We start from the raw sequence: 18,056 nt of genomic DNA on the forward strand, positions 1-18,056 counted from the left end.
ATGGCCACGAAGCGCGCGAAAAAGACCGATGTTGTCAGCCAGAGCTCGGCTGAGCTGCGCAAAGCCGTCGAGGCGATCGCGATCCAGCCCAAGAGCGGCAAGATCACGCTGCTCACGCGTAAGCTTTTTAACGTGTTGCTCGCGGTGGCCCAGCAGGCCGATGAGTCGGGCGACACGTATCGGGCGTTGCTGTCCGACATCGTCGCCAATTCCGCATTCGATTCCAACGACACCGCGCTCGTCAAGGAGCACCTGCGCCGCATGGTGTCGGTGCAGGTCGAATGGAGCAGCGGGACGTCGAGTCAGAAGCCCGGCCGCAAATGGGGTATATCGACGCTGATCGCGGACGCGGAAATTCTCGAAGATCCGAACACGCGCCGCGTCTGGGTCGAGTTTTCGTTTGCGCCGAAGATCAAGAAGAAGCTGCTCGATCCGGTCCAGTATGCGCGGCTCAGTTTGCAGTTCCAGAGTCAGTTGCGCAGCAGCGCGGGCCTCGCGCTCTACGAGATCTGCGTGCGCTACCTGACCAACCCGAGCCATTTGACGATGCGCGAGACCTGGGAATGGTGGCGGCCGATTCTGTCAGGCACGCCGGATACCGAAGCCGGCGACGAAGCGAAGCGCGAGTACAAGTATTTCAAGCGCGATTACCTGCGCCCGGCGATCGCCGAGGTCAACGCGGTCACGAACATTTTTGTCGAGCTGATCGAGCATCGTGAGGGTCGGCGCGTCGCCGAAATCCAGTTCCGCGTGACCGAGCGCAAGCAGCCGATGCTCGCGCTCGACGAACATCCGAACGTGTTTGACAGCACGCTCGTCGACCGGATGGTGAAGATCGGCATTCCGCTCAAGGAAGCGCAGACGCTTTACGCGGACAGCGAGGAGAACCGGATCCGCGCCGCGCTGCAGATGACCGAGCAGCGCATGCGCAGCACGTCGCTGCCGCCGGTGCGCAGCGCGCCGGCGTTGTTCAAGGACGCGTTGAAGAAGGGTTATGCGCCGCCGGTCGAGGCGTTGCCATCGGGTGGTGGCGCCAGCAAGGCCGCAGCTGCGCCGGCCGATGATCTGAAGGCGCGTCTGCTCGGCGAATACTCGGCTTACCGTCGCAAGCAGGCCTACGAGCTGTACAACGAACAGGGCGAGTCGGAGCGCGATATTGCGCGGCTGTCGTTCGAGGAAGAGGAATTGCCGGGGCTCGGCACGCACATGCGCGACGACTGGCGGCGCCGCGGGCTCGACTCGAAGATCGTCGAAACGGCTTTCTTCGACTGGCTCGCGCGCAGGACCTGGGGCGAACCGACCGATGGTGATCTGCTCGCCTTTACGCTGAACAACCCGCGCGCGGCCTGACGATCGGTGGCGGTCTTTAAAATCAAAGGGGCGGCGCACGCGCACCGCCCCTCACGTCTTACTTCAGCATCTTCTCAATCTGTCGCAGGATTTCGTCGCGCTTTTCGCGCGTGAGACCTTTGAGGCGCAACTCGAGCCGGTCGTCCCCATACGACTTCAGGTCACCCACCGATACACCGCCAAGCTTGATTTCCAGACGTTGCGCGTAGCGCTGCCGGCCCGCCGGTTTGGCGGTTTCCTGCGCACCCGCGCGGCCTTTGACGATGTCGGCGACCTGGCGTGTGCTCAGATCGTCGGAGAGAATCCGGTTGATCAGCCGCAGCGTCGCGTCCGCGCCGCGAGCCGTGTGATAGCGGCCCACCTGATAGGCCATGTTCGAGCCGAAGCGGTCGGGTCGCGCGACCATCTCCTGCATCACGGCTTCCGGCAGCTTGGCGATGGACAGCGCGACCGCGACCGTCGATTCGTCCAGCCCGAGATGTTCGGCCAGTTCCTTCTGGCTCTGGAAATGCCGCTCGTCGAGAAAGCGTCGCCAGACGACCGCGTTATCGAACACCGTCTGCGAATCGCGCTGCACGTTGAGGTCGTAGCCGAGCTTGTAGCTCTGGATGCCGATCGGCAGATCGATGACGATCGCTTTCACCGACTCCTTGTTCGCTTCTTTCAGCGCACGCACTCGTCGGCCGCCGTCACTGACGAAGTAGGTGCCCGGGTTGTCATAGTCGGGAATGACGTGAATCGCCTGCTGCTGGCCCTGCTTCGCGAGATTGACGGCGAGCTCGGCAATCGACGACTTCACATAGAAGTACCGTGGATTGAACGGGCTCGGCTTGATGGTTTTGAGCGCCAGCTCGATGACCTGGCCGGGACGATAGCCATGCTCGAGCCGCCATGCGCGGTAGGCTGCGGATTCGTCGGCCGGATCAGGAATCTCGGCGTCCTGCAGACGCGACGGCACGACGGCCTGAATCGTACGCGCGGCGATAGGGGCCGTATTTGCTTCGTTTCTGACCAGACCGTCAATCGCATTGAGACGGTCAAGCGCCGTGCGCTTTTCGCTGCTGGTCGTGTCAGGACGTGCTTGAAAGCCTTTGGCGAACTGGGACGGTTTCATTCAGGGTCCTTTATGCGCATAAATTCACGGGAGCAAGGCGGCGATCTCGTTGGCGCACGCCCGTACTTCGAGCGCGGCGAGCTTCGCGCCGCGATCGTTCATCTGAAGCACCGTTTGTCCTAACGCCATCGCCTGTTTGTAGGCTTCTCGAGTAGGAATCTGGGTTTTGAGTAGAGGGAAGCCGAGTTCCTCCAGCGCGCGCTTCAGCTCGCGCGTGAGCATCCGCTTCTCTTCAGTCTTGTTGAGCAGGAACACCGCGCGCAGGTCTTCGTTCATGACCTGGGCTTGCTGCACCAGCTTGACGAGACCGATGCTCGACCAGTAATCGGCTGGGGACGACGACGTTGGAATCACCGCGACGCTCGCTGCGAGCAGGACAACGCCGGAGACTTTTTCGGTGATGGAGGGAGGGCAGTCGACGACGATGATGTCGTAGTCAGCCACGAACTTCTTGATCTCGCGATGGATCTGGCTGCCTGCTTCTGACAGGTTGACGACTGCGAATGGAATGCCGATGTCGCCGTCGGAAGCAGCGCTGGCCCAATGAATCAGGGTGTTCTGGCCATCCGCGTCGACGACGAGAACGCGTTTGCCTTTCTCGTGAAATGCAGCGCCGAGATGCATCGCGATGGTGCTCTTCCCGACTCCGCCTTTCTGCTGTGTTACCGCGATGATTTCTGCCGCCAAATTTCACCTCCTCTTTTTAGACGCAAATGGATTTTACCTGGATGAATTGCTATTTCAAATGATTTACGTAAGTGAATTTCTGAATTAGCCATTCGGCAAAGGGTTTATGCGCATAAAGAGGCGTCGGAGGGGACCAATGGTCCTGCGCGACGCGCGAGGAAGTGCGGAACGGGGCTTAACCGTTGCTAATCGCTGCGTGTCAACGGTAGAAGGGAGAGGTATGACGTGGTCGCGGACCGCGTGTTCAGTCGCCAGCGACTGTTTGCGAATCTCCGGCTGATCCGCTGTCAAAAAGGAGTGAGCGCATCTGAGAGATCAAGGCGGCCCGACTTTATGCGCATAAAGTTCGCGTCGTAGCCGGCGCAGAGAGGGCATTCGCCACGGACTCGTCCGCGCCCGCTGCTCGTCAAGCCGGGCGGCGATCGGCAAGCGTGCCGCCTGCGCCTAACCGACTTGCGCATGAGCGCTTGTCTGTGTCTTCCCCGCGCGAGCGAATCACAACCGCCGCTAGAACTCAGTCCACCAGCGTCAAGCGATTCCGGTTCGCCTCGAAAGCAACCTCGGTTTATGCGCATAAACTGACACACCCAACCGATCGTTCAAACGACGAGCGTGCCGTACAGACATCGGACGCCACGCCATCGCGTCACCCGCTAGAATTCCCCAACCCGCATCACCACCACGACAGCCTTCAACGGCACACTTCCTGACCCAGCAATGATCACCATCTATCACAACCCCCGCTGCTCCAAATCGCGCGCCGCTTGCGAACTCGTCGCGAGCACCTACAACCTGGCAAACGAAACGACGGTAATCGTCGAATATCTGAAGAAGCCGCTCAGCGTCGCAGAGCTCAAGACTCTCAACGCGCAACTTGGCTGTGCTGTCCGCGAAATGATCCGCGACACCGAAGCCGAATATAAAGAACTCAATCTGGCCGATCCGGCGCTGACGGACTCCCAGCTCTACGATGCATTGGCGAAGCACCCGATACTGCTGCAACGTCCGATCGTCGTCAGAGACGGGCGTGCAGTCATCGGCCGCCCGCCGGAAAATGTCGCCTCGCTGTTCGCATGACCGGGCGACTCTCGAACTAGAGCGAGACGCGCAAGGCAAACTCAAAGTACTGCGCTAGGCCTTGCCCGACAGCGCAGCATCCCTCGCGACGATATTCGTCGGGATCAGGTGCAGTTCGGCAAACGCATCCGCGATGCGCTGTTGTTCCGCAAGCACGTTCGCGTCGACGGGCTTGTAGATATGCGCGTAATGGCGCAGGCCTGATTCGATCACGCTAGCATCAAGCCCCTGAATTGGCGCGAGTTGTGCGGCGGCCTCGCTGTAATGGCCGCGTACCCACTCCCCTTCCTTGCTGACTTCATCGATCACGATCGCGAGCACTTCGCTGTTCTGTTGCGCGAATGGCCGTGCGCTCAGAAAAAACTGATGGTGACTCACGATACCGTCGGCATCGGCAAGCAGTCGCGCGTTCGTTTGCCGCTTCGCAGCTTCGAGGAAGGGATCCCAGATCGCCCAGGCATCGACCGCACCGCGCTCGAAGGCCGCGCGCGCATCGGCGGGCGGCAGGTACACGGGTTGGACCTCGCTGAACTTCACGCCATTCTTCTGCAACGCGGCGACGAGAAACCAGTGCACATCCGAGCCCTTGTTCAGCGCAATTTTCTTTCCCCTCAGATCGGCCAATGTCCTGATTGGCGCGTCCGGATGCACGAGGATGCCTTCGGCGTGCGGAGTCGGAATTTCATACGCGGTATAGACGAAATTTGCCCCCGCGGCCTGCGCGAACACGGGCGGCGCTTCGCCAACATAGCCAAAGTCGATCGCTCCGACGTTGAGCCCTTCCAGCAATTGCGGCCCAGCCGGAAACTCGGTCCATTTGACTGCAATGCCGAGTGGCGCGAACCGCTTTTCGAGCGTGCCGTGCGCTTTTAGCAAAACCAGCGTGCTCGCGGCTTTCTGATATCCGATGCGAAGTTCTTTTGCATGTTCATCGGCGGCAACTGCGGTGGTGGAGAAACCGGGCAACGCGACAGCGGCCAGCGTTGCGCCTACGCCGGCAAGAAACGCGCGGCGTGTAAGCAGCGGATCACGGGACATGAGAATACTCGTCGAAAAAGAATATGACGGACGCCAGAAGATGGTCCGATTGGCTTCGACGATAATTCGTCTGCCGACCTGGACGAACCGATAAATTCGCATAAGCAAATCATGCTGGCGTAACGAAGCATTGCCCAACGCCCGACCGACCCCTCCCGCTACAATCGATCAGTCAAACCGCCGCCTCGACGCGTCACTCGTCGCTCTTCGCCGCTCCATCCACGTCCGCCACTCCGCTCGCCACATGCGCGGCGACCCGCAGCAAGCGGATCTGTTTTCGATAGTTCCGGCATCCGCTGCAAGTCGGCAGATGCAGCCGGATCGCGAGCCATTCGCCTGTCGACAGCGACCGGTCGAGCGCATCGGATAGCAGCCGCGTGATGTCCTTACACTTCCCCATTCGCATCCTCGCTGGATAGGCCTTTCTCGCTCAGGCACGTGCGCAGCCGCAGCCGCGCGCGATAGATCAGCACGCTGCAATGATTCGCGTTGATGTGCAGTTCGGCGCAGATCACCGCGATGTCGAGGTCGAGAAACTCGCGCATCATGAACACGCGTCCAATGTGCTCGGGCAGATGCTCGAGGCACATCTCGAACAGCGCCCAGAACTGCTGCTGACGCAACGCGGTTTCGGGCGTCGGCCACGGACGCGGTTTGGTCTCGCGCGACCAGTGGCCGTTCTCCTTGAAGAGCTCCCGATCGAGCAGCGACTCGCCGTCGAGTTCGGCTTCGAGCGCCGACAGATTGACCGTGCGCTGTCGCGCGCGCAGCGTGTCGACGAGCTTGTGGCGCAGGATGCCGAACACCCAGGTCTTGTGCTCCGACTGCGCGGCGAAGCGCCCGGCCTGTGTCCACGCGGCGGTCAACGCTTCCTGCACGGCGTCCTCGGCGGCCGCGACGTCGCGCAATTGGAGACGGGCGAAGCGCACGAGGTCGCGCCGCAATTGCGCGAGATAGATGGGATCGTCAAACGAGGCGCCGCGTGGCTGCGTCACGGCGTGCTCCGACGATGCGGGTGTTGCCCAGAAACGTCGGGATTCATGAGCGGATGATCGTCCTCGGAGAGTCTGCGGATGCGTGCGCCATTCTCCCTCACGTTCCTGCCTAAGCGAATCGGTATTGAACATATGCCTCCGGCAATCGATGACCCAATGAGCTTGGTCGTGCGGCGCGGCGGCTTATGACAGTGGAACTCAATTATTGCGAGACTTGAAAGCTCAAGCTTGTGCGCGAGAAGGTCTATGAACTGCCTCATTGCCCCGTCACAGCATGCCGATCGACCACCGATCCAGCGCGGTCAGGCAACGGCGACTATTTCAATTTATGAAAAAATATCTTCTCATCTTCGCTGTTTATGGGCGCGGGCCGGCTCGCTATTCTCCACGCGACCGATCGCAACAGATCGCGCAACCATACGCTAACGAGGACCCATACGATGAAACGCATTTTCTCCGCCCTGATTGCTTCGGCCGCACTGTTCGCCGCTGCTTCGGGTGTCGCTCACGCCGCCGCTCCGGCTTCGACCTGCAACGGCCCGGCGTCGTACTGCAACGTATTTTTCGGCAACTGATCGGCACGTCGGAATACACAGCAAAGCAGCAAGAGAAAAGGGCGCCGGCAACGGCGCCCTTTTCGCATTCAACGCGGATGGAGGCACCGTCCAGAATGTCAATTGCGTCGCCTTGCCTCAAATTCGCCAGGCCCGAAGGCATGCTTGATTGACAAGGCGAAAGTTCCACTTATCCACAAGGTTATTCAGTGATTTTGTGGATAACTTCTCGGCCCGCGAGGTTATCCACCGAAGGGTGTCACAAGAACCCCTCCCGATCCGCCAGGGCTTCGGCGTCTCGCGCGACTTTTACCTATGATGGACAGTCCGTACCCATTGCGCGTCGAGCGCCTAACCCGAGGAAGCGAACCATGCCTTATCACATTGCAGTGGTCGTCGGCAGCCTGCGGCGGGACTCGTTCAATCGCCAGCTGGCAAAGGCGGTGATTTCCCTCGCTCCATCCGATTTCACGTTCGAATACATCGATATCGGCTCCTTGCCGCTGTACTCCCAGGAGTACGACGCCGACTATCCCGAAGCCGGCAAAAAGCTCAAGGAGCGCGTGCAAGCCGCGAACGGCCTGCTGTTCGTGACGCCCGAATACAACCGCTCGATCCCGGGCGTGCTGAAAAACGCGCTCGACTGGGGCTCGCGGCCATGGGGCACGAACTCCTGGGCCAACAAGGCCGGCGCGGTGATCGGTATCTCGCTCGGCGCAACCGGCACGGCGCTTGCGCAGCAGCATCTGCGCAACGTGCTCGCCTATCTCGACGTCGCGACCATGGGGCAGCCCGAGGTCTTCATCAAGCACGATCCGTCGGTGATCAACGAAAAAGGCGAGATCGTCAACGACGGCACGCGCAAGTTCCTGCAGACGTTCATGGACCGCTACGTCGAATGGGTCAAGCGGCATGGGGCCGTGTAGCGGGAGCTGGCGCGGCTGACGCCGATCGGACCGCCCGCATCGCGCCTACACGTGGTGATGCCCGGTCACCCGCTCCCATCCATGACGCACCGCGAGCTTGAAGCGCTCCCACGTGGTGTCCGGCGACGTGGCTTCCCAGTAGCGCCGTGCTTCGGGCTCGATTTCTTCCCACGGACGATCGCGGAAGCGCGCGTCGCGGCCGATCTCCGCGCCATAGCGATAGGCGGGCTCGTAGTCTTCGTAGGGCACATCCGCAGCCGCATGCTGCTCGTCGTGGTGCGTGCGGAAATCTTCTTCGTACTCCAGATATTCATTCGGCATCTGCGCGCCGGGACCGGTGCCCGGCTGCCCGCCTTCGGGGACGATGTCGGACGGCTGGGTCACCGGCTTCGCGCCCGCCTCGGTCGTCACGCTCGACGTGCGGGGCGTACCCGGCATCACCGCGCCGATCCCCAGCTCGTCGAGCACCGAGTGATCACGGTCGCGGCCGGCCGGCGTGTGCGGCTCTGGCGGGCGGTCGCCGATATCGGTTGCGCCGAGCCGCACGAGTGTATTGCGCGCGAGCTCCGCGTGCGATTCGCTCGCCGCGTGAACGCACACGAGTACCGCGCCGCGCCGCATTGCTTCTGCAAAGCGCGCGGTGTCCGACGAGCGCGGGCCGCTCGAGAACAGACTGGCGAGAAAGCGTTCGATATTGGCAAGCACGCCCGCGTTGGCGACTTCGCTGGTGGCCGAGCCGACGGACGGTTCGGCGCTCGCCTGCAAATCGATCTTCTCGCGCGCAAAACCGGTACGCACAAGCGTGTCGCGGGCGGCTTCAGCCTGCATGTAGGTGTCGAATAAACCAATCACGGTATGTTGCATGGTTGTCTCCCGGCATGTCCTGCTGGAACGGGCGGCGCGAGGGGCGCCGTCCCCCTTCCCGTGTTTCGGCATGCAACGTTCATGCCCTCGCACCACCGCGTCGGCGCTGCGCCCTATGCGCGGCCGCGACGCCCGTTGTACTGCGCATGACGCGGGCTCGCAACGCAAAAAGCGCGACGTGTGGCCGCCGCGCTTTTTACAAAGTCTGGTAAATGACGCCTGGATGCCGCCGAGCGATCGATCTCAGGTATCGGCCGGATGCGTGGCCGCATCGGTGCCCGCTTGCGCGACGTCGCGCTGGATCGTTTCGAGCAGCTTTTCGAGCAGGCCGATATCGAACGGCTTGGACAGCACGCGCACGTTCACGTGCCGGGCGCGGTCGAGCTCCTCCGCATAGCCGGTCACGAGAATGACCGGCAGCTGCGTGTCGAACGCGAGCACCGCTTCGGCCAGATCGATGCCGTTCATCTTGCCGGGCATGTGAATGTCCGACAGCACCAGATCGAACGGCAGCCGCTCGCCGGTGCTCGCGCGCTTCGCGCAGGCGTCCTCGAGCACGCGCAGCGCCGTGTCGGCATTGAACACGCAGGTGACCTGGTGACCCATCATCTGCAGCAGCGCCTCGGTGCCGGCGGCGACTTCTTCGTTGTCCTCGACGAGCAGCACGCGCAGACCCTGCGGCGCGCCGGACTCGGGTGCAAGCGCGTCGGCCGGTCCGCTCGTCTGCGGCTCGGCCGACGCGCGCGGCAGATAGAGCCGCACCGAGGTGCCCGCGCCGATCGCGCTGTCGATCGCCGCGAGCCCGCCCGAGCTCTCGCAGAACGCAAACACCTGCGGCAGCCCGAGCCCCGTGCCCATGCCTTTGGGCTTGGTCGTGAAGAGCGGCTCGAATGCGCGCGCGAGCACTTCGGGCGCCATGCCGCCGCCGGTGTCTTCGAGCGACAGTTGCACGAATTCGCCGGTCAGCGGAAAGCCATCCTCGTGACGGAACACGACGTTGCTCGCGCGCACGGTGAAGCGCCCGCCGTTGGGCATCGCGTCGCGCGCGTTGACCGCGACGTTGATGAGCGCGAGTTCGAGTTCGGCGACGTCGACGCGCACCGGCCACGTCTCGACGCCGCTATCCATCACGAGCGACACCTTCGCGCCGAGCGACGCACGCAGCAGCTCGCGGCACGACGGCAGCCAGCGTTCGAGCGACAGCGTTTCGGTGCGCAGCGGCTGTTTGCGCGCGACGCCGAGCAGCTGCCGCGTCAGCGACTGGCCGCTCTTCAACGCGCGCTCCATCGCGGCCAGTTCGCGCTCCAGCCCGCCAACGCCGCGCCGCCGCACGATCTGAACATTGGCCGACAGGATCATCAGCAGGTTGTTGAAGTCGTGCGCGACGCTGCCGACCAGCGTGCCGAGCGCTTCCATCTTGCGCGACTGGCGGTATGCGGATTCGATCGAGCGGCGCATCGACGCCTCGGCCTGCCAGCGCTCCCACGCTTCCTCTTCGGCGCCGAGGCGGCGCAGCGACAGCCAGATCACGCACCACAGCGCGATCGACGGCGTGAACATCGACAGGATCAGAACACTCAGGTGCTGGTACCAGCCGGTCCAGATGGCCGACGTGCGATAGCCGCACAGCACGTAGACCGGATACGAGCCGACGTGCCGGAACGCGACGATCACGGTGCCTCCGGCGAAGCTCGATTGCATCCGCACGACACCCGAGCGCTGCCCCTGTCTGACCGCTTCGGCGAACGGCGAATCGGCTGACAGCGCGGTCGGCTCGTGCGGGCCACGCGGGAAATGCGCGAGCACCGCGCCGTCGGTGCGCACGAGGCTCATGATGATCGGCGTGTTGTCGCTGCTGCCGAGCAGCTCGCGATAGAACGCGTCGAAATAGCTTGGCCGCAGCGCAATCGACACGACGCCCCCGAACGAGCCATCCGGCGCCTGGCGCTCGACGCCCATGTTGAACACCTGTTCGCCGGTCACGTACCCCGCTATCACTTTCGACACGTGTTCGAGCTCGTTGCCGGCGCGGATGCCGACGAAGTCGTCGCGCTGACCGGACGAAATCGCCGGCGACGGATAGAGGCGGCTGCTCGCGAGCAGCGCACCCTCCTCACCGTAGATCGACACCGAGGCCACCTGCGGATAGCCGCCGCCCATCGTGCGCAGCTTGTCGTGAATCGTGTGTTCGCGCGCGCGGATGCCGTCGTCGTCGAGGCCCGCGGTCAGATCGACGATGCGCGAGTTCAGCGTCTCGTTCATGTCGAACACCTTCAACGCATGTTCTTCGGCGACGCGCACCGTGCGCAGCGTCAGATCGGTCGCGTCGGCCTCGCGCGAGCGCAAATCGGCAAATGCCATCGCTGCGACGTAGACGAACGGCAGCACGATCGCCGCGACCAGCAGCGCGATCAGCGTGATGCGACGTACCTGGAAATTCTGTTCCGGCACGGCGGGAAACAACGCGTCGTCCTGCTCGCGGGCAGGACGACGCGGAAGGCGGCCCGCGCGCGCGGAGTCGACCCGGTCTGAAGTCATTGTCGTTGATGGGAAAAGTCGTTCGAAACTGGCAGCCCCGGATCGGGCCGTTGCCGGCACCATGCCGCCTTCAGAACAAGCATAGACGCAGCGCGGAAAAATTTGCCGCAAAGCGTGGAGGAAGGGCATTCGCCGTGCTGGCCGTTCTTTAAAAGCGGCGTTAAAACAGCGACGAATCGGGAAGCGCAAACGTACACAAAAGTATAAACATAAAAGAGTGTCCGCTCAGATGAGAGAATAATTTCTCAAATTAGCGTGACACGGAAACAGATCGTTATCGATGGCAATTCTGGCGAGTTGCCTTTATGCGAATTTGCTTCGACAATCCTCTTCACGATAAAAAGGGCCGCCTTCACGTCTGTGGGCTGGATCGTCAAGGTCCGCCAAAGGCGTCCTGCAGCACTCGCACCCCTCTCGCCAAGGCAACTGCAATTCGATAGGCGCCACTGTACCTGGTGGCGCGGCGGTCGGCATGACGCCAGGATGAAAGAGCCGATTCCTTTACCCGACACCTGCCCAAACAACCGACCCGCCGTTGCCATGCTGCCCATTGTGATCGCCGACGATTCCCTGCTCGCCCGCAAGCTGCTCACCCGAGCACTGCCGCCGGACTGGGACGTCGACGTGTCCTACGCAGCGAACGGGTGCGAGGCGCTCACGCTGTATCGCGAGGGCAAGGCATCGGTGATGTTCCTCGATCTGACGATGCCGGACATGACCGGCTACCAGGTTCTCGAAGCGCTGCAGCATGAGGACCTCAATACTTTCGTGATCGTCGTTTCCGCCGACGTGCAGCCACTTGCCCAGCAGCGCGTGCGTGAGCTCGGCGCGATCGCGTTCATCGAAAAGCCGGTGACGCCCGAGGCGGTCCTGCCCATCCTCAAGGAGTACGGCTTGTATGTCTGAGCCCGCCCTCAACGAAGACCAGCGCGACGCGCTGCAGGAAATCGCCAACCTCGCGATGGGCCAGGCCGCGACGCGGCTCGCGCGACTGCTCGATTCGTTCATCGAGCTGTCGGTGCCGCGCGTGAAGATGGTCGCGGTGAGCGACGCTGCGCGCACGTTGCGCGAGATGACCCGCATCGACGACACGGTCAGCGCGGTGCGTCAGGGCTTTCGCTCGGACATCAAGGGTGAGGTGCTGGTGATCTGTCGCAGCGACAGCATCACGCAGCTGTGCTCGCTCGTCGACGATCCGTACGCGCGCTCGAGCTACGAGGCGATCGGTGAGCGGGAGCTGATGCTCGACGTCGCGAACCTGCTGTCCGGCGCATGTGTGTCGTCGATCCTCGACCAGCTCGGCCGCACGCCCGTGTTTTCCGCGCCGGGCCTGCTCGGCGAGACGCTGACGCTCGACGAAGTGTTTCAGCCCGGCGTGCTGCAATGGCAGGTGGCGCTGCTCGTCGAAGTGAATTTCGCGCTCGAACATCAGAGCTTTCGCGCCCATCTGGTGATGCTGATGGCCGAAGACTCGATCCGCCATATGAATGAAGCGCTCGACGCGCTGCTGTCCAGTTTATGAATGTCCCCGTTGAATCCTTGAGCGACCTCGTGGTCGAGCGGGTCGGTTTCGGCATTTTCGTGCTCGACCGAGACCTGAACGTGCTGATGTGGAATCGCTTCATGCAGGACCATAGCGGCCTGTCGGCGGAGCAGGTGGTCGGCCGCTCGATCTTCCTGAACTTTCCGGAACTGCCGCGCGTGTGGCTGTCGCGCAAGATCGAGAGCGTGTTCCAGCTCGGCAGCTTCGCGTTCAGCTCGTGGGAGCAGCGCCCGTATCTGTTCAAATTCGATCACGACCGGCCGATCACCGGCGGGGTCGACTTCATGCAGCAGGACTGCACCTTCATGCCGCTGATGCGCGGACGCGAAGTGGTCGCCGTGTGCGTGACCATTTCCGACGTCACCCATGTGAGCATCGTGCAGCGCGAACGCGAAGAGGCGGTCGCGAAGCTGCAGGAGTATGCGAATCGCGACGGGCTGACCGGCATCGCGAACCGGCGCTTTTTCGAAGCGCGGTTGCGCGACGAATTCACGCGCTGGCAGCGCTATGGCGGTGACATGTCGATGCTGCTGTTCGACCTCGATCACTTCAAGAAGATCAACGACCAGTTCGGTCACGGCGTCGGCGATACGGTGCTGCGCGTGATGGCGCAGCGTGTCAACGGCGTTGTCCGCGCGCAGGATACGTTCGGGCGCTTCGGCGGCGAGGAGTTCGCGCTGCTGCTGCCGTGCACGCCGCTCGACGACGCGATGCTCGTGGCGGAGAAAATTCGTTGCGTGATCGAGGAAACGCCGGTCGAACTGATCGGCACCAGCGTGCCGGTCACGGCGAGCCTTGGCGGCGCGGCGGCGCGTGACGGCGTGCCCGCCTACGACGTGCTGATCAACGAAGCCGACGCGGCGCTGTATCGCGCCAAGCGCCAGGGCCGTAACTGCGCGGTCGCGTTCCGGCTCGCGGGGACCTGATTCGCCGGCGAAGGCGGCGCGGTTCGAACCCGCCGCGCCACGGTCCGACGGCCATCGCTTCCGGCCCCTATTGGCCGGCCAATCTGCGGTCACCGGCAAAGATTGCTATACTTTTCGCCGTTTCCGGCTGCCTGGCCGGATGTTTCGCGCGTGTCCGCGCGCGCGGGCCCACTGCCCTGCGGGTCGGCTTGAAAAACTTCTTTGAACGCCTTTCAGCGGGCGCCTCCAGCGGAGATCGTCTTGGCTGTTTCCAATCCTGTCGTGGACGATACTGAAATCGACGCCGCTGCCGCCACGTCCGGCAGCTCGTTCTATCTCGCCATGCGCATCCTGCCGGCGGAGCAGCGCGATGCGATGTATCAGGTCTACGCCTTCTGCCGCGCCGTCGACGACATCGCCGACAGCGACCTGCCGCGTGCCGAACGCGCGGCCGGGCTCGAGCAATGGCGTGCCGACATCGACGCGTGCTATGCCGGTCAGCCGCGCGCCTCGCTGCGCGCGCTGACGCGACACATTCACACGTTTCACCTGCAACGCGAGGATTTTCACGCGATGATCGACGGCATGGCGATGGACGCCGCCGCCGACATCTGCGCGCCCGACGACGCCACGCTCGACCTCTACTGCGACCGCGTCGCGAGTGCGGCGGGCCGTCTGTCGGTGAGGATATTCGGGATGCGCGACGAGCCGGGCCGGCTGCTCGCGCACCATCTCGGCCGCGCGCTGCAACTCACCAACATCCTGCGCGATATCGACGAAGACGCCGGTATCAACCGCTGCTATCTACCGCTCGAGCTGCTCGCGCGCGAAGGCATCGCGGCTGCGAACCCGCGGCAGATTGCCGACGATCCGACGCTGCCGCGCGTGTGCGCGACGCTCGCCGAGCGCGCGAAGCAGCACTTCGCCGAGTCCGACGCGATCATGGATCGAGAGCCGCGCGGCCAGGTGCGCGCGCCGCGCATCATGTCGGGCGTCTATCGCGTGCTGCTCGAGCGCACGCTCGTGCGTGGCTTCGACGTTCCGCGCGAGAAGGTCAGCAAGCCGAAGCTGCGCCTGCTTTGGATCGTCGCGCGTTACGCGCTTTTCTGAGCTGATGCCGAAGCTCGTCCACGTGGTCGGCGCGGGCGTGGCCGGGCTCGCCGCCGCTGTGCAGTTGCAGCGGCGCGGCGCGCGGGTCGTGCTGCATGAAGCGCAGGATCACGCGGGCGGGCGCTGCCGGTCGTACTACGATGCGAAGCTCGGCGCGACGCTCGACAGCGGCAACCACATCGTGCTGTCCGCCAATGCCGCGACGCTGAACTACACGCGCGCGATCGGCGCCGCCGACGAACTGGTTGGTCCCGCGCAGCCCGAGTATCCGTTCGTCGATCTGGCCACGCTGTCGCGTTGGACCGTCCGTCTGTCGCCGGGACGTTTGCCGTGGTGGATTTTCGATGCGCACGCGCGCGTGCCGAATACGGGGCCGACCGATTACCTGTCGCTCGTGCCGCTGCTGTTCGCGAAGCCGGGCCGAAGCGTCGCGCAGACGATGCGCTGCGACGGTCCGCTGTGGGACCGGCTGCTGCGGCCGTTGCTGCATGCGCTGCTGAATCTGGATCCGCGCGACGCGTCGGCCGAGCTGACTGGCGCGCTCGTGCGCGAGACGCTGCTCGCGGGCGGGCTCGCGTGCCGGCCGCTCGTCGCGCGTAACGGTCTTGGCAGCGCGTTCGTCGATCCGGCGCTGCGGCTCCTGCAGCATGGCGGCGCGACCATCCGGCTTGGTTCGCGTCTGCGCGACATGACGTTTGCAGCAGACCCGGTGCGCGTGCAGGCGCTGCATTTCGCCGACGACAGCATCGCGCTCGGCGCGAACGAGGCGGTGATTCTCGCACTGCCGCCCGACGCCGCAGCGGCGCTCGTGCCGGGGCTGCGCGCACCGACACGCTTCGCGGCCGCGCTCAACGTGCACTTCGCGGTCGAGCCGCCGTTCGGCTTGCCGCAGGTCACCGCGCTGCTGAACGGAACGGCCGAATGGCTGTTTGCGTTCGACGACCGCCTGTCGGTGACGCTCGACGTCGCCGAGCGGCTGCTCGACACGCCGCATGACGCGCTCGTGGCGACCGTCTGGGCCGAGGTCGCGCGGGCGGTCAAGCTGCCGCTCGCGCCGGTGCCGCGCTGGCAGGTGGTGATGGAACCGCGCGCGACGTTTGCCGCGCTGCCCGCGCAGGAGACACTGCGGCCGGGCACGCGCACTCGCTGGCACAATTTGCTGCTCGCGGGCGACTGGACGGCCACCGGCCTGCCCGCGATGCTCGAAGGCGCGATCCGCTCCGGCCAGAAGGCCGCGGATACGCTATTGAATCAACCGATGGAACGCAGATGAACGACTTATCTCAGACCCAGCCACCCGACGCGGTGCTGCCCGAAGCCGCCGACGCGGCGCTGAACCCGGCCGAAGCTGGCGTGGTTGCCGACGCGCCTGCCGTGGAGGAGGCATCGGCCACCGCTACACCGGCGCCCGTGCAAGCCGCGTCCCCGAGCGCGCTCGACGCGTCGATCACGCGCGCGACCGACGCGATCCTCGCCGCGCAGCGGCCCGACGGGCATTGGGTCTACGAACTTGAAGCCGACGCGACGATTCCGGCCGAATACGTGCTGCTGGTCCACTATCTCGGCGAAACGCCGAACCTCGAACTCGAACAGAAGATCGCGCGTTATCTGCGCCGTATCCAGTTGCCGAATGGCGGCTGGCCGCTTTTCACCGATGGCGCGCTCGACATCAGCGCGAGCGTGAAGGCGTACTTCGCGCTGAAGATGATCGGCGACCCGGTCGACGCCGAGCACATGGTGCGCGCGCGCGAGGCGATCCTCGCGCACGGCGGCGCGGAACACGCGAACGTGTTCACGCGCATCCTGCTCGCGCTGTTCGGCGTGGTGTCATGGCGCGCGGTGCCGATGATGCCGGTCGAGATCATGTTGCTGCCGATGTGGTTCCCGTTCCATCTGTCGAAGGTGTCGTACTGGGCGCGTACGGTGATCGTGCCGCTGCTCGTGCTCAACGCGAAGCGGCCGCTCGCGCGCAATCCGCGCAAGGTGCGCATCGACGAGCTGTTCCGCGGCGCGCCGGTGAACACCGGCATGAACCAGCGCGCACCGCATCAGCATGCGGGCTGGTTCGGCTTCTTCCGTTGTGTCGATACGTTGCTGCGCGCGGTCGATGGCCTTTTGCCGAAGGCGACGCGCGAACGCGCGATCCGCGCGGCGGTCGCGTTCGTCGACGAACGGCTGAACGGCGAGGACGGCCTCGGCGCGATTTTCCCGGCGATGGCCAACTCGGTGATGATGTACGACGTGCTCGGCTATCCGGCCGATCATCCGCATCGCGCGATCGCTCGCAAGTCGCTCGACAAGCTGCTCATCATCAAGGATGACGAAGCGTATTGCCAGCCGTGTCTGTCGCCGGTGTGGGATACGTCGCTCGCCGCGCACGCCTTGCTCGAAACCGGCGAGGCGCGCGCCGAACAGGCGGCCGAACGCGGGCTCGCGTGGCTGCGTCCGCTGCAGATTCTCGACGTGCGCGGCGACTGGATTTCGCGCCGTCCGAACGTGCGGCCGGGCGGCTGGGCGTTCCAGTACAACAACGCGCACTACCCGGACGTCGACGATACCGCGGTGGTCGCGATGGCGATGCATCGCTCGGCGGCGCTCACGCAGTCCGATGTGGATCGCGAAGCGATTGCCCGCGCGCGCGAATGGGTGGTCGGCATGCAGAGCAGCGACGGCGGCTGGGGCGCGTTCGAGCCGGAAAACACGCAGTACTACCTGAACAACATCCCGTTCTCCGATCACGGCGCGCTGCTCGATCCGCCGACCGCGGACGTATCGGGCCGCTGTCTGTCGATGTTCGCGCAGATCGGCGAGCTGCCGCAAAGCAGCGAGCCGGCGCGGCGCGCGCTGGACTACATGCTGCAGGAGCAGGAGTCGGACGGCAGCTGGTACGGCCGCTGGGGCCTGAACTACATCTACGGCACGTGGACCGCGCTGTGCTCGCTGAACGCGGCCGGCATGCCGCACGACGACCCGCGCATGCGGCGCGCGGTGCAATGGCTCGTGTCGATCCAGAACGACGACGGTGGTTGGGGCGAGGGCGGCGAGAGCTACAAGCTCGACTATCGCGGCTACGAGCGCGCGCCGAGTACCGCGTCGCAGACCGCGTGGGCGCTGCTCGGGCTGATGGCGGCTGGCGAGGTCAATCACGAGGCGGTGGCGCGCGGTATCGACTATCTGCAGCTTGAGCAGCGCGAGCACGGGCTGTGGGACGAAACGCGCTTTAGCGCGACCGGCTTTCCGCGCGTGTTTTATCTGCGCTACCACGGCTATCGCAAGTTCTTCCCGCTGTGGGCGCTCGCACGCTTCCGTCATCTGAAGCGCAATGGGCTCACGCGCGTTACGGTCGGGATGTGAC

Annotated in this window: 17 protein-coding genes; 10 read left to right on the plus strand and 7 right to left on the minus strand. The window is 64.1% G+C overall.

What is annotated here, in order from left to right; all coding sequences use genetic code 11:
• On the plus strand, positions 1-1,350 hold a 1,350-nt coding region (locus tag L0U81_RS16040; protein ID WP_233804412.1), incomplete at its 5' end, for a replication initiation protein.
• Between the two features lie 58 nt (positions 1,351-1,408).
• Here the strand turns inward: L0U81_RS16040 and L0U81_RS16045 are convergent.
• Together L0U81_RS16045 and parA are read right to left on the minus strand one after the other, a co-directional pair.
• Positions 1,409-2,464 carry a ParB/RepB/Spo0J family partition protein gene (locus L0U81_RS16045; RefSeq protein ID WP_233804414.1) on the minus strand — a complete coding sequence of 352 codons (1,056 nt, stop codon included), beginning with the start codon at positions 2,462-2,464 and terminating at the stop codon, positions 1,409-1,411.
• Between the two features lie 24 nt (positions 2,465-2,488).
• Positions 2,489-3,151 (minus strand): ParA family partition ATPase, encoded by a 663-nt coding sequence (gene parA / locus L0U81_RS16050; RefSeq protein WP_013092840.1) that lies wholly within the window; start codon positions 3,149-3,151, stop codon positions 2,489-2,491.
• A gap of 717 nt (positions 3,152-3,868) precedes the next feature.
• On the opposite strand from parA, the gene arsC reads away from it, so the two are divergent.
• Positions 3,869-4,228: an arsenate reductase (glutaredoxin) gene (gene arsC, locus L0U81_RS16055; RefSeq protein ID WP_233804416.1), complete on the plus strand. Its 360-nt coding sequence runs from the start codon at positions 3,869-3,871 to the stop codon at positions 4,226-4,228.
• Between the two features lie 54 nt (positions 4,229-4,282).
• Here the strand turns inward: arsC and L0U81_RS16060 are convergent, their stop codons facing one another.
• From L0U81_RS16060 to L0U81_RS16070, 3 genes are all read right to left on the minus strand, one after another.
• On the minus strand, positions 4,283-5,266 hold the full coding sequence (locus tag L0U81_RS16060) for a sulfonate ABC transporter substrate-binding protein (RefSeq protein WP_233804417.1): 984 nt from the start codon (positions 5,264-5,266) through the stop codon (positions 4,283-4,285).
• A gap of 193 nt (positions 5,267-5,459) precedes the next feature.
• Positions 5,460-5,672 (minus strand): zf-HC2 domain-containing protein, encoded by a 213-nt coding sequence (locus tag L0U81_RS16065; RefSeq protein ID WP_233804419.1) that lies wholly within the window; start codon positions 5,670-5,672, stop codon positions 5,460-5,462.
• On the minus strand, positions 5,653-6,261 hold the full coding sequence (locus tag L0U81_RS16070) for an RNA polymerase factor sigma-70 (protein ID WP_233804420.1): 609 nt from the start codon (positions 6,259-6,261) through the stop codon (positions 5,653-5,655). Before L0U81_RS16070 ends, L0U81_RS16065 begins: the two co-directional genes overlap by 20 nt.
• 440 nt (positions 6,262-6,701) lie before the next feature.
• On the opposite strand from L0U81_RS16070, the gene L0U81_RS33530 reads away from it, so the two are divergent.
• Positions 6,702-6,836, plus strand: coding sequence for a hypothetical protein (locus L0U81_RS33530; protein ID WP_267957000.1), 135 nt, complete (start codon positions 6,702-6,704; stop codon positions 6,834-6,836).
• A 350-nt stretch (positions 6,837-7,186) separates the two neighbouring features.
• Complete coding sequence (locus L0U81_RS16075) at positions 7,187-7,741, plus strand: NADPH-dependent FMN reductase (RefSeq protein ID WP_233804422.1); 555 nt, start codon at positions 7,187-7,189, stop codon at positions 7,739-7,741.
• Between the two features lie 45 nt (positions 7,742-7,786).
• Here the strand turns inward: L0U81_RS16075 and L0U81_RS16080 are convergent, their stop codons facing one another.
• Complete coding sequence (locus tag L0U81_RS16080; RefSeq protein WP_233804424.1) at positions 7,787-8,605, minus strand: hypothetical protein; 819 nt, start codon at positions 8,603-8,605, stop codon at positions 7,787-7,789.
• Positions 8,606-8,848: 243 nt separating this feature from the next.
• Positions 8,849-11,143 carry a hybrid sensor histidine kinase/response regulator gene (locus L0U81_RS16085; RefSeq protein ID WP_233804425.1) on the minus strand — a complete coding sequence of 765 codons (2,295 nt, stop codon included), beginning with the start codon at positions 11,141-11,143 and terminating at the stop codon, positions 8,849-8,851.
• A gap of 540 nt (positions 11,144-11,683) precedes the next feature.
• Between L0U81_RS16085 and L0U81_RS16090 the strand changes: the two genes are divergently transcribed.
• From L0U81_RS16090 to shc, 6 genes are all read left to right on the plus strand, one after another.
• Positions 11,684-12,049 carry a response regulator gene (locus L0U81_RS16090; protein WP_233807766.1) on the plus strand — a complete coding sequence of 122 codons (366 nt, stop codon included), beginning with the start codon at positions 11,684-11,686 and terminating at the stop codon, positions 12,047-12,049.
• Complete coding sequence (locus tag L0U81_RS16095) at positions 12,042-12,665, plus strand: chemotaxis protein CheC (protein WP_233804427.1); 624 nt, start codon at positions 12,042-12,044, stop codon at positions 12,663-12,665. The genes L0U81_RS16090 and L0U81_RS16095 overlap by 8 nt, the downstream gene beginning before the upstream one ends.
• A complete protein-coding gene (locus L0U81_RS16100; RefSeq protein ID WP_233804429.1) occupies positions 12,662-13,612 on the plus strand; it encodes a sensor domain-containing diguanylate cyclase in 951 nt (316 codons plus the stop codon). Before L0U81_RS16095 ends, L0U81_RS16100 begins: the two co-directional genes overlap by 4 nt.
• 240 nt (positions 13,613-13,852) lie before the next feature.
• Positions 13,853-14,701, plus strand: a complete 849-nt coding sequence (hpnD, locus tag L0U81_RS16105; RefSeq protein ID WP_233804431.1) for a presqualene diphosphate synthase HpnD — start codon at positions 13,853-13,855, stop codon at positions 14,699-14,701.
• 4 nt (positions 14,702-14,705) lie between these two features.
• Positions 14,706-15,974, plus strand: coding sequence for a hydroxysqualene dehydroxylase HpnE (gene hpnE, locus L0U81_RS16110; RefSeq protein ID WP_233804433.1), 1,269 nt, complete (start codon positions 14,706-14,708; stop codon positions 15,972-15,974).
• The gene (gene shc, locus L0U81_RS16115) at positions 15,971-18,055 is read left to right on the plus strand and encodes a squalene--hopene cyclase (protein WP_233804435.1); all 2,085 of its coding nucleotides are present in this window, start codon (positions 15,971-15,973) and stop codon (positions 18,053-18,055) included. Before hpnE ends, shc begins: the two co-directional genes overlap by 4 nt.
• Position 18,056: the final 1 nt, after the last annotated feature.

The sequence above is a fragment of the Paraburkholderia sp. HP33-1 genome (assembly GCF_021390595.1).
Taxonomy (GTDB): domain Bacteria; phylum Pseudomonadota; class Gammaproteobacteria; order Burkholderiales; family Burkholderiaceae; genus Paraburkholderia.

What these genes read in the sequence shown, in the direction of transcription:
- L0U81_RS16090 (WP_233807766.1), top strand. Translation starts at nt 11,684, where the DNA reads ATGCTGCCCATTGTGATCGCCGACGATTCCCTGCTCGCCCGCAAGCTG.
- L0U81_RS16085 (WP_233804425.1), bottom strand. Translation starts at nt 11,143, where the DNA reads ATGACTTCAGACCGGGTCGACTCCGCGCGCGCGGGCCGCCTTCCGCGT.
- L0U81_RS16075 (WP_233804422.1), top strand. Translation starts at nt 7,187, where the DNA reads ATGCCTTATCACATTGCAGTGGTCGTCGGCAGCCTGCGGCGGGACTCG.
- L0U81_RS16095 (WP_233804427.1), top strand. Translation starts at nt 12,042, where the DNA reads ATGTCTGAGCCCGCCCTCAACGAAGACCAGCGCGACGCGCTGCAGGAA.
- L0U81_RS16065 (WP_233804419.1), bottom strand. Translation starts at nt 5,672, where the DNA reads ATGCGAATGGGGAAGTGTAAGGACATCACGCGGCTGCTATCCGATGCG.
- shc (WP_233804435.1), top strand. Translation starts at nt 15,971, where the DNA reads ATGAACGACTTATCTCAGACCCAGCCACCCGACGCGGTGCTGCCCGAA.
- arsC (WP_233804416.1), top strand. Translation starts at nt 3,869, where the DNA reads ATGATCACCATCTATCACAACCCCCGCTGCTCCAAATCGCGCGCCGCT.
- L0U81_RS16045 (WP_233804414.1), bottom strand. Translation starts at nt 2,464, where the DNA reads ATGAAACCGTCCCAGTTCGCCAAAGGCTTTCAAGCACGTCCTGACACG.
- hpnE (WP_233804433.1), top strand. Translation starts at nt 14,706, where the DNA reads ATGCCGAAGCTCGTCCACGTGGTCGGCGCGGGCGTGGCCGGGCTCGCC.
- L0U81_RS33530 (WP_267957000.1), top strand. Translation starts at nt 6,702, where the DNA reads ATGAAACGCATTTTCTCCGCCCTGATTGCTTCGGCCGCACTGTTCGCC.
- L0U81_RS16100 (WP_233804429.1), top strand. Translation starts at nt 12,662, where the DNA reads ATGAATGTCCCCGTTGAATCCTTGAGCGACCTCGTGGTCGAGCGGGTC.
- L0U81_RS16080 (WP_233804424.1), bottom strand. Translation starts at nt 8,605, where the DNA reads ATGCAACATACCGTGATTGGTTTATTCGACACCTACATGCAGGCTGAA.
- L0U81_RS16060 (WP_233804417.1), bottom strand. Translation starts at nt 5,266, where the DNA reads ATGTCCCGTGATCCGCTGCTTACACGCCGCGCGTTTCTTGCCGGCGTA.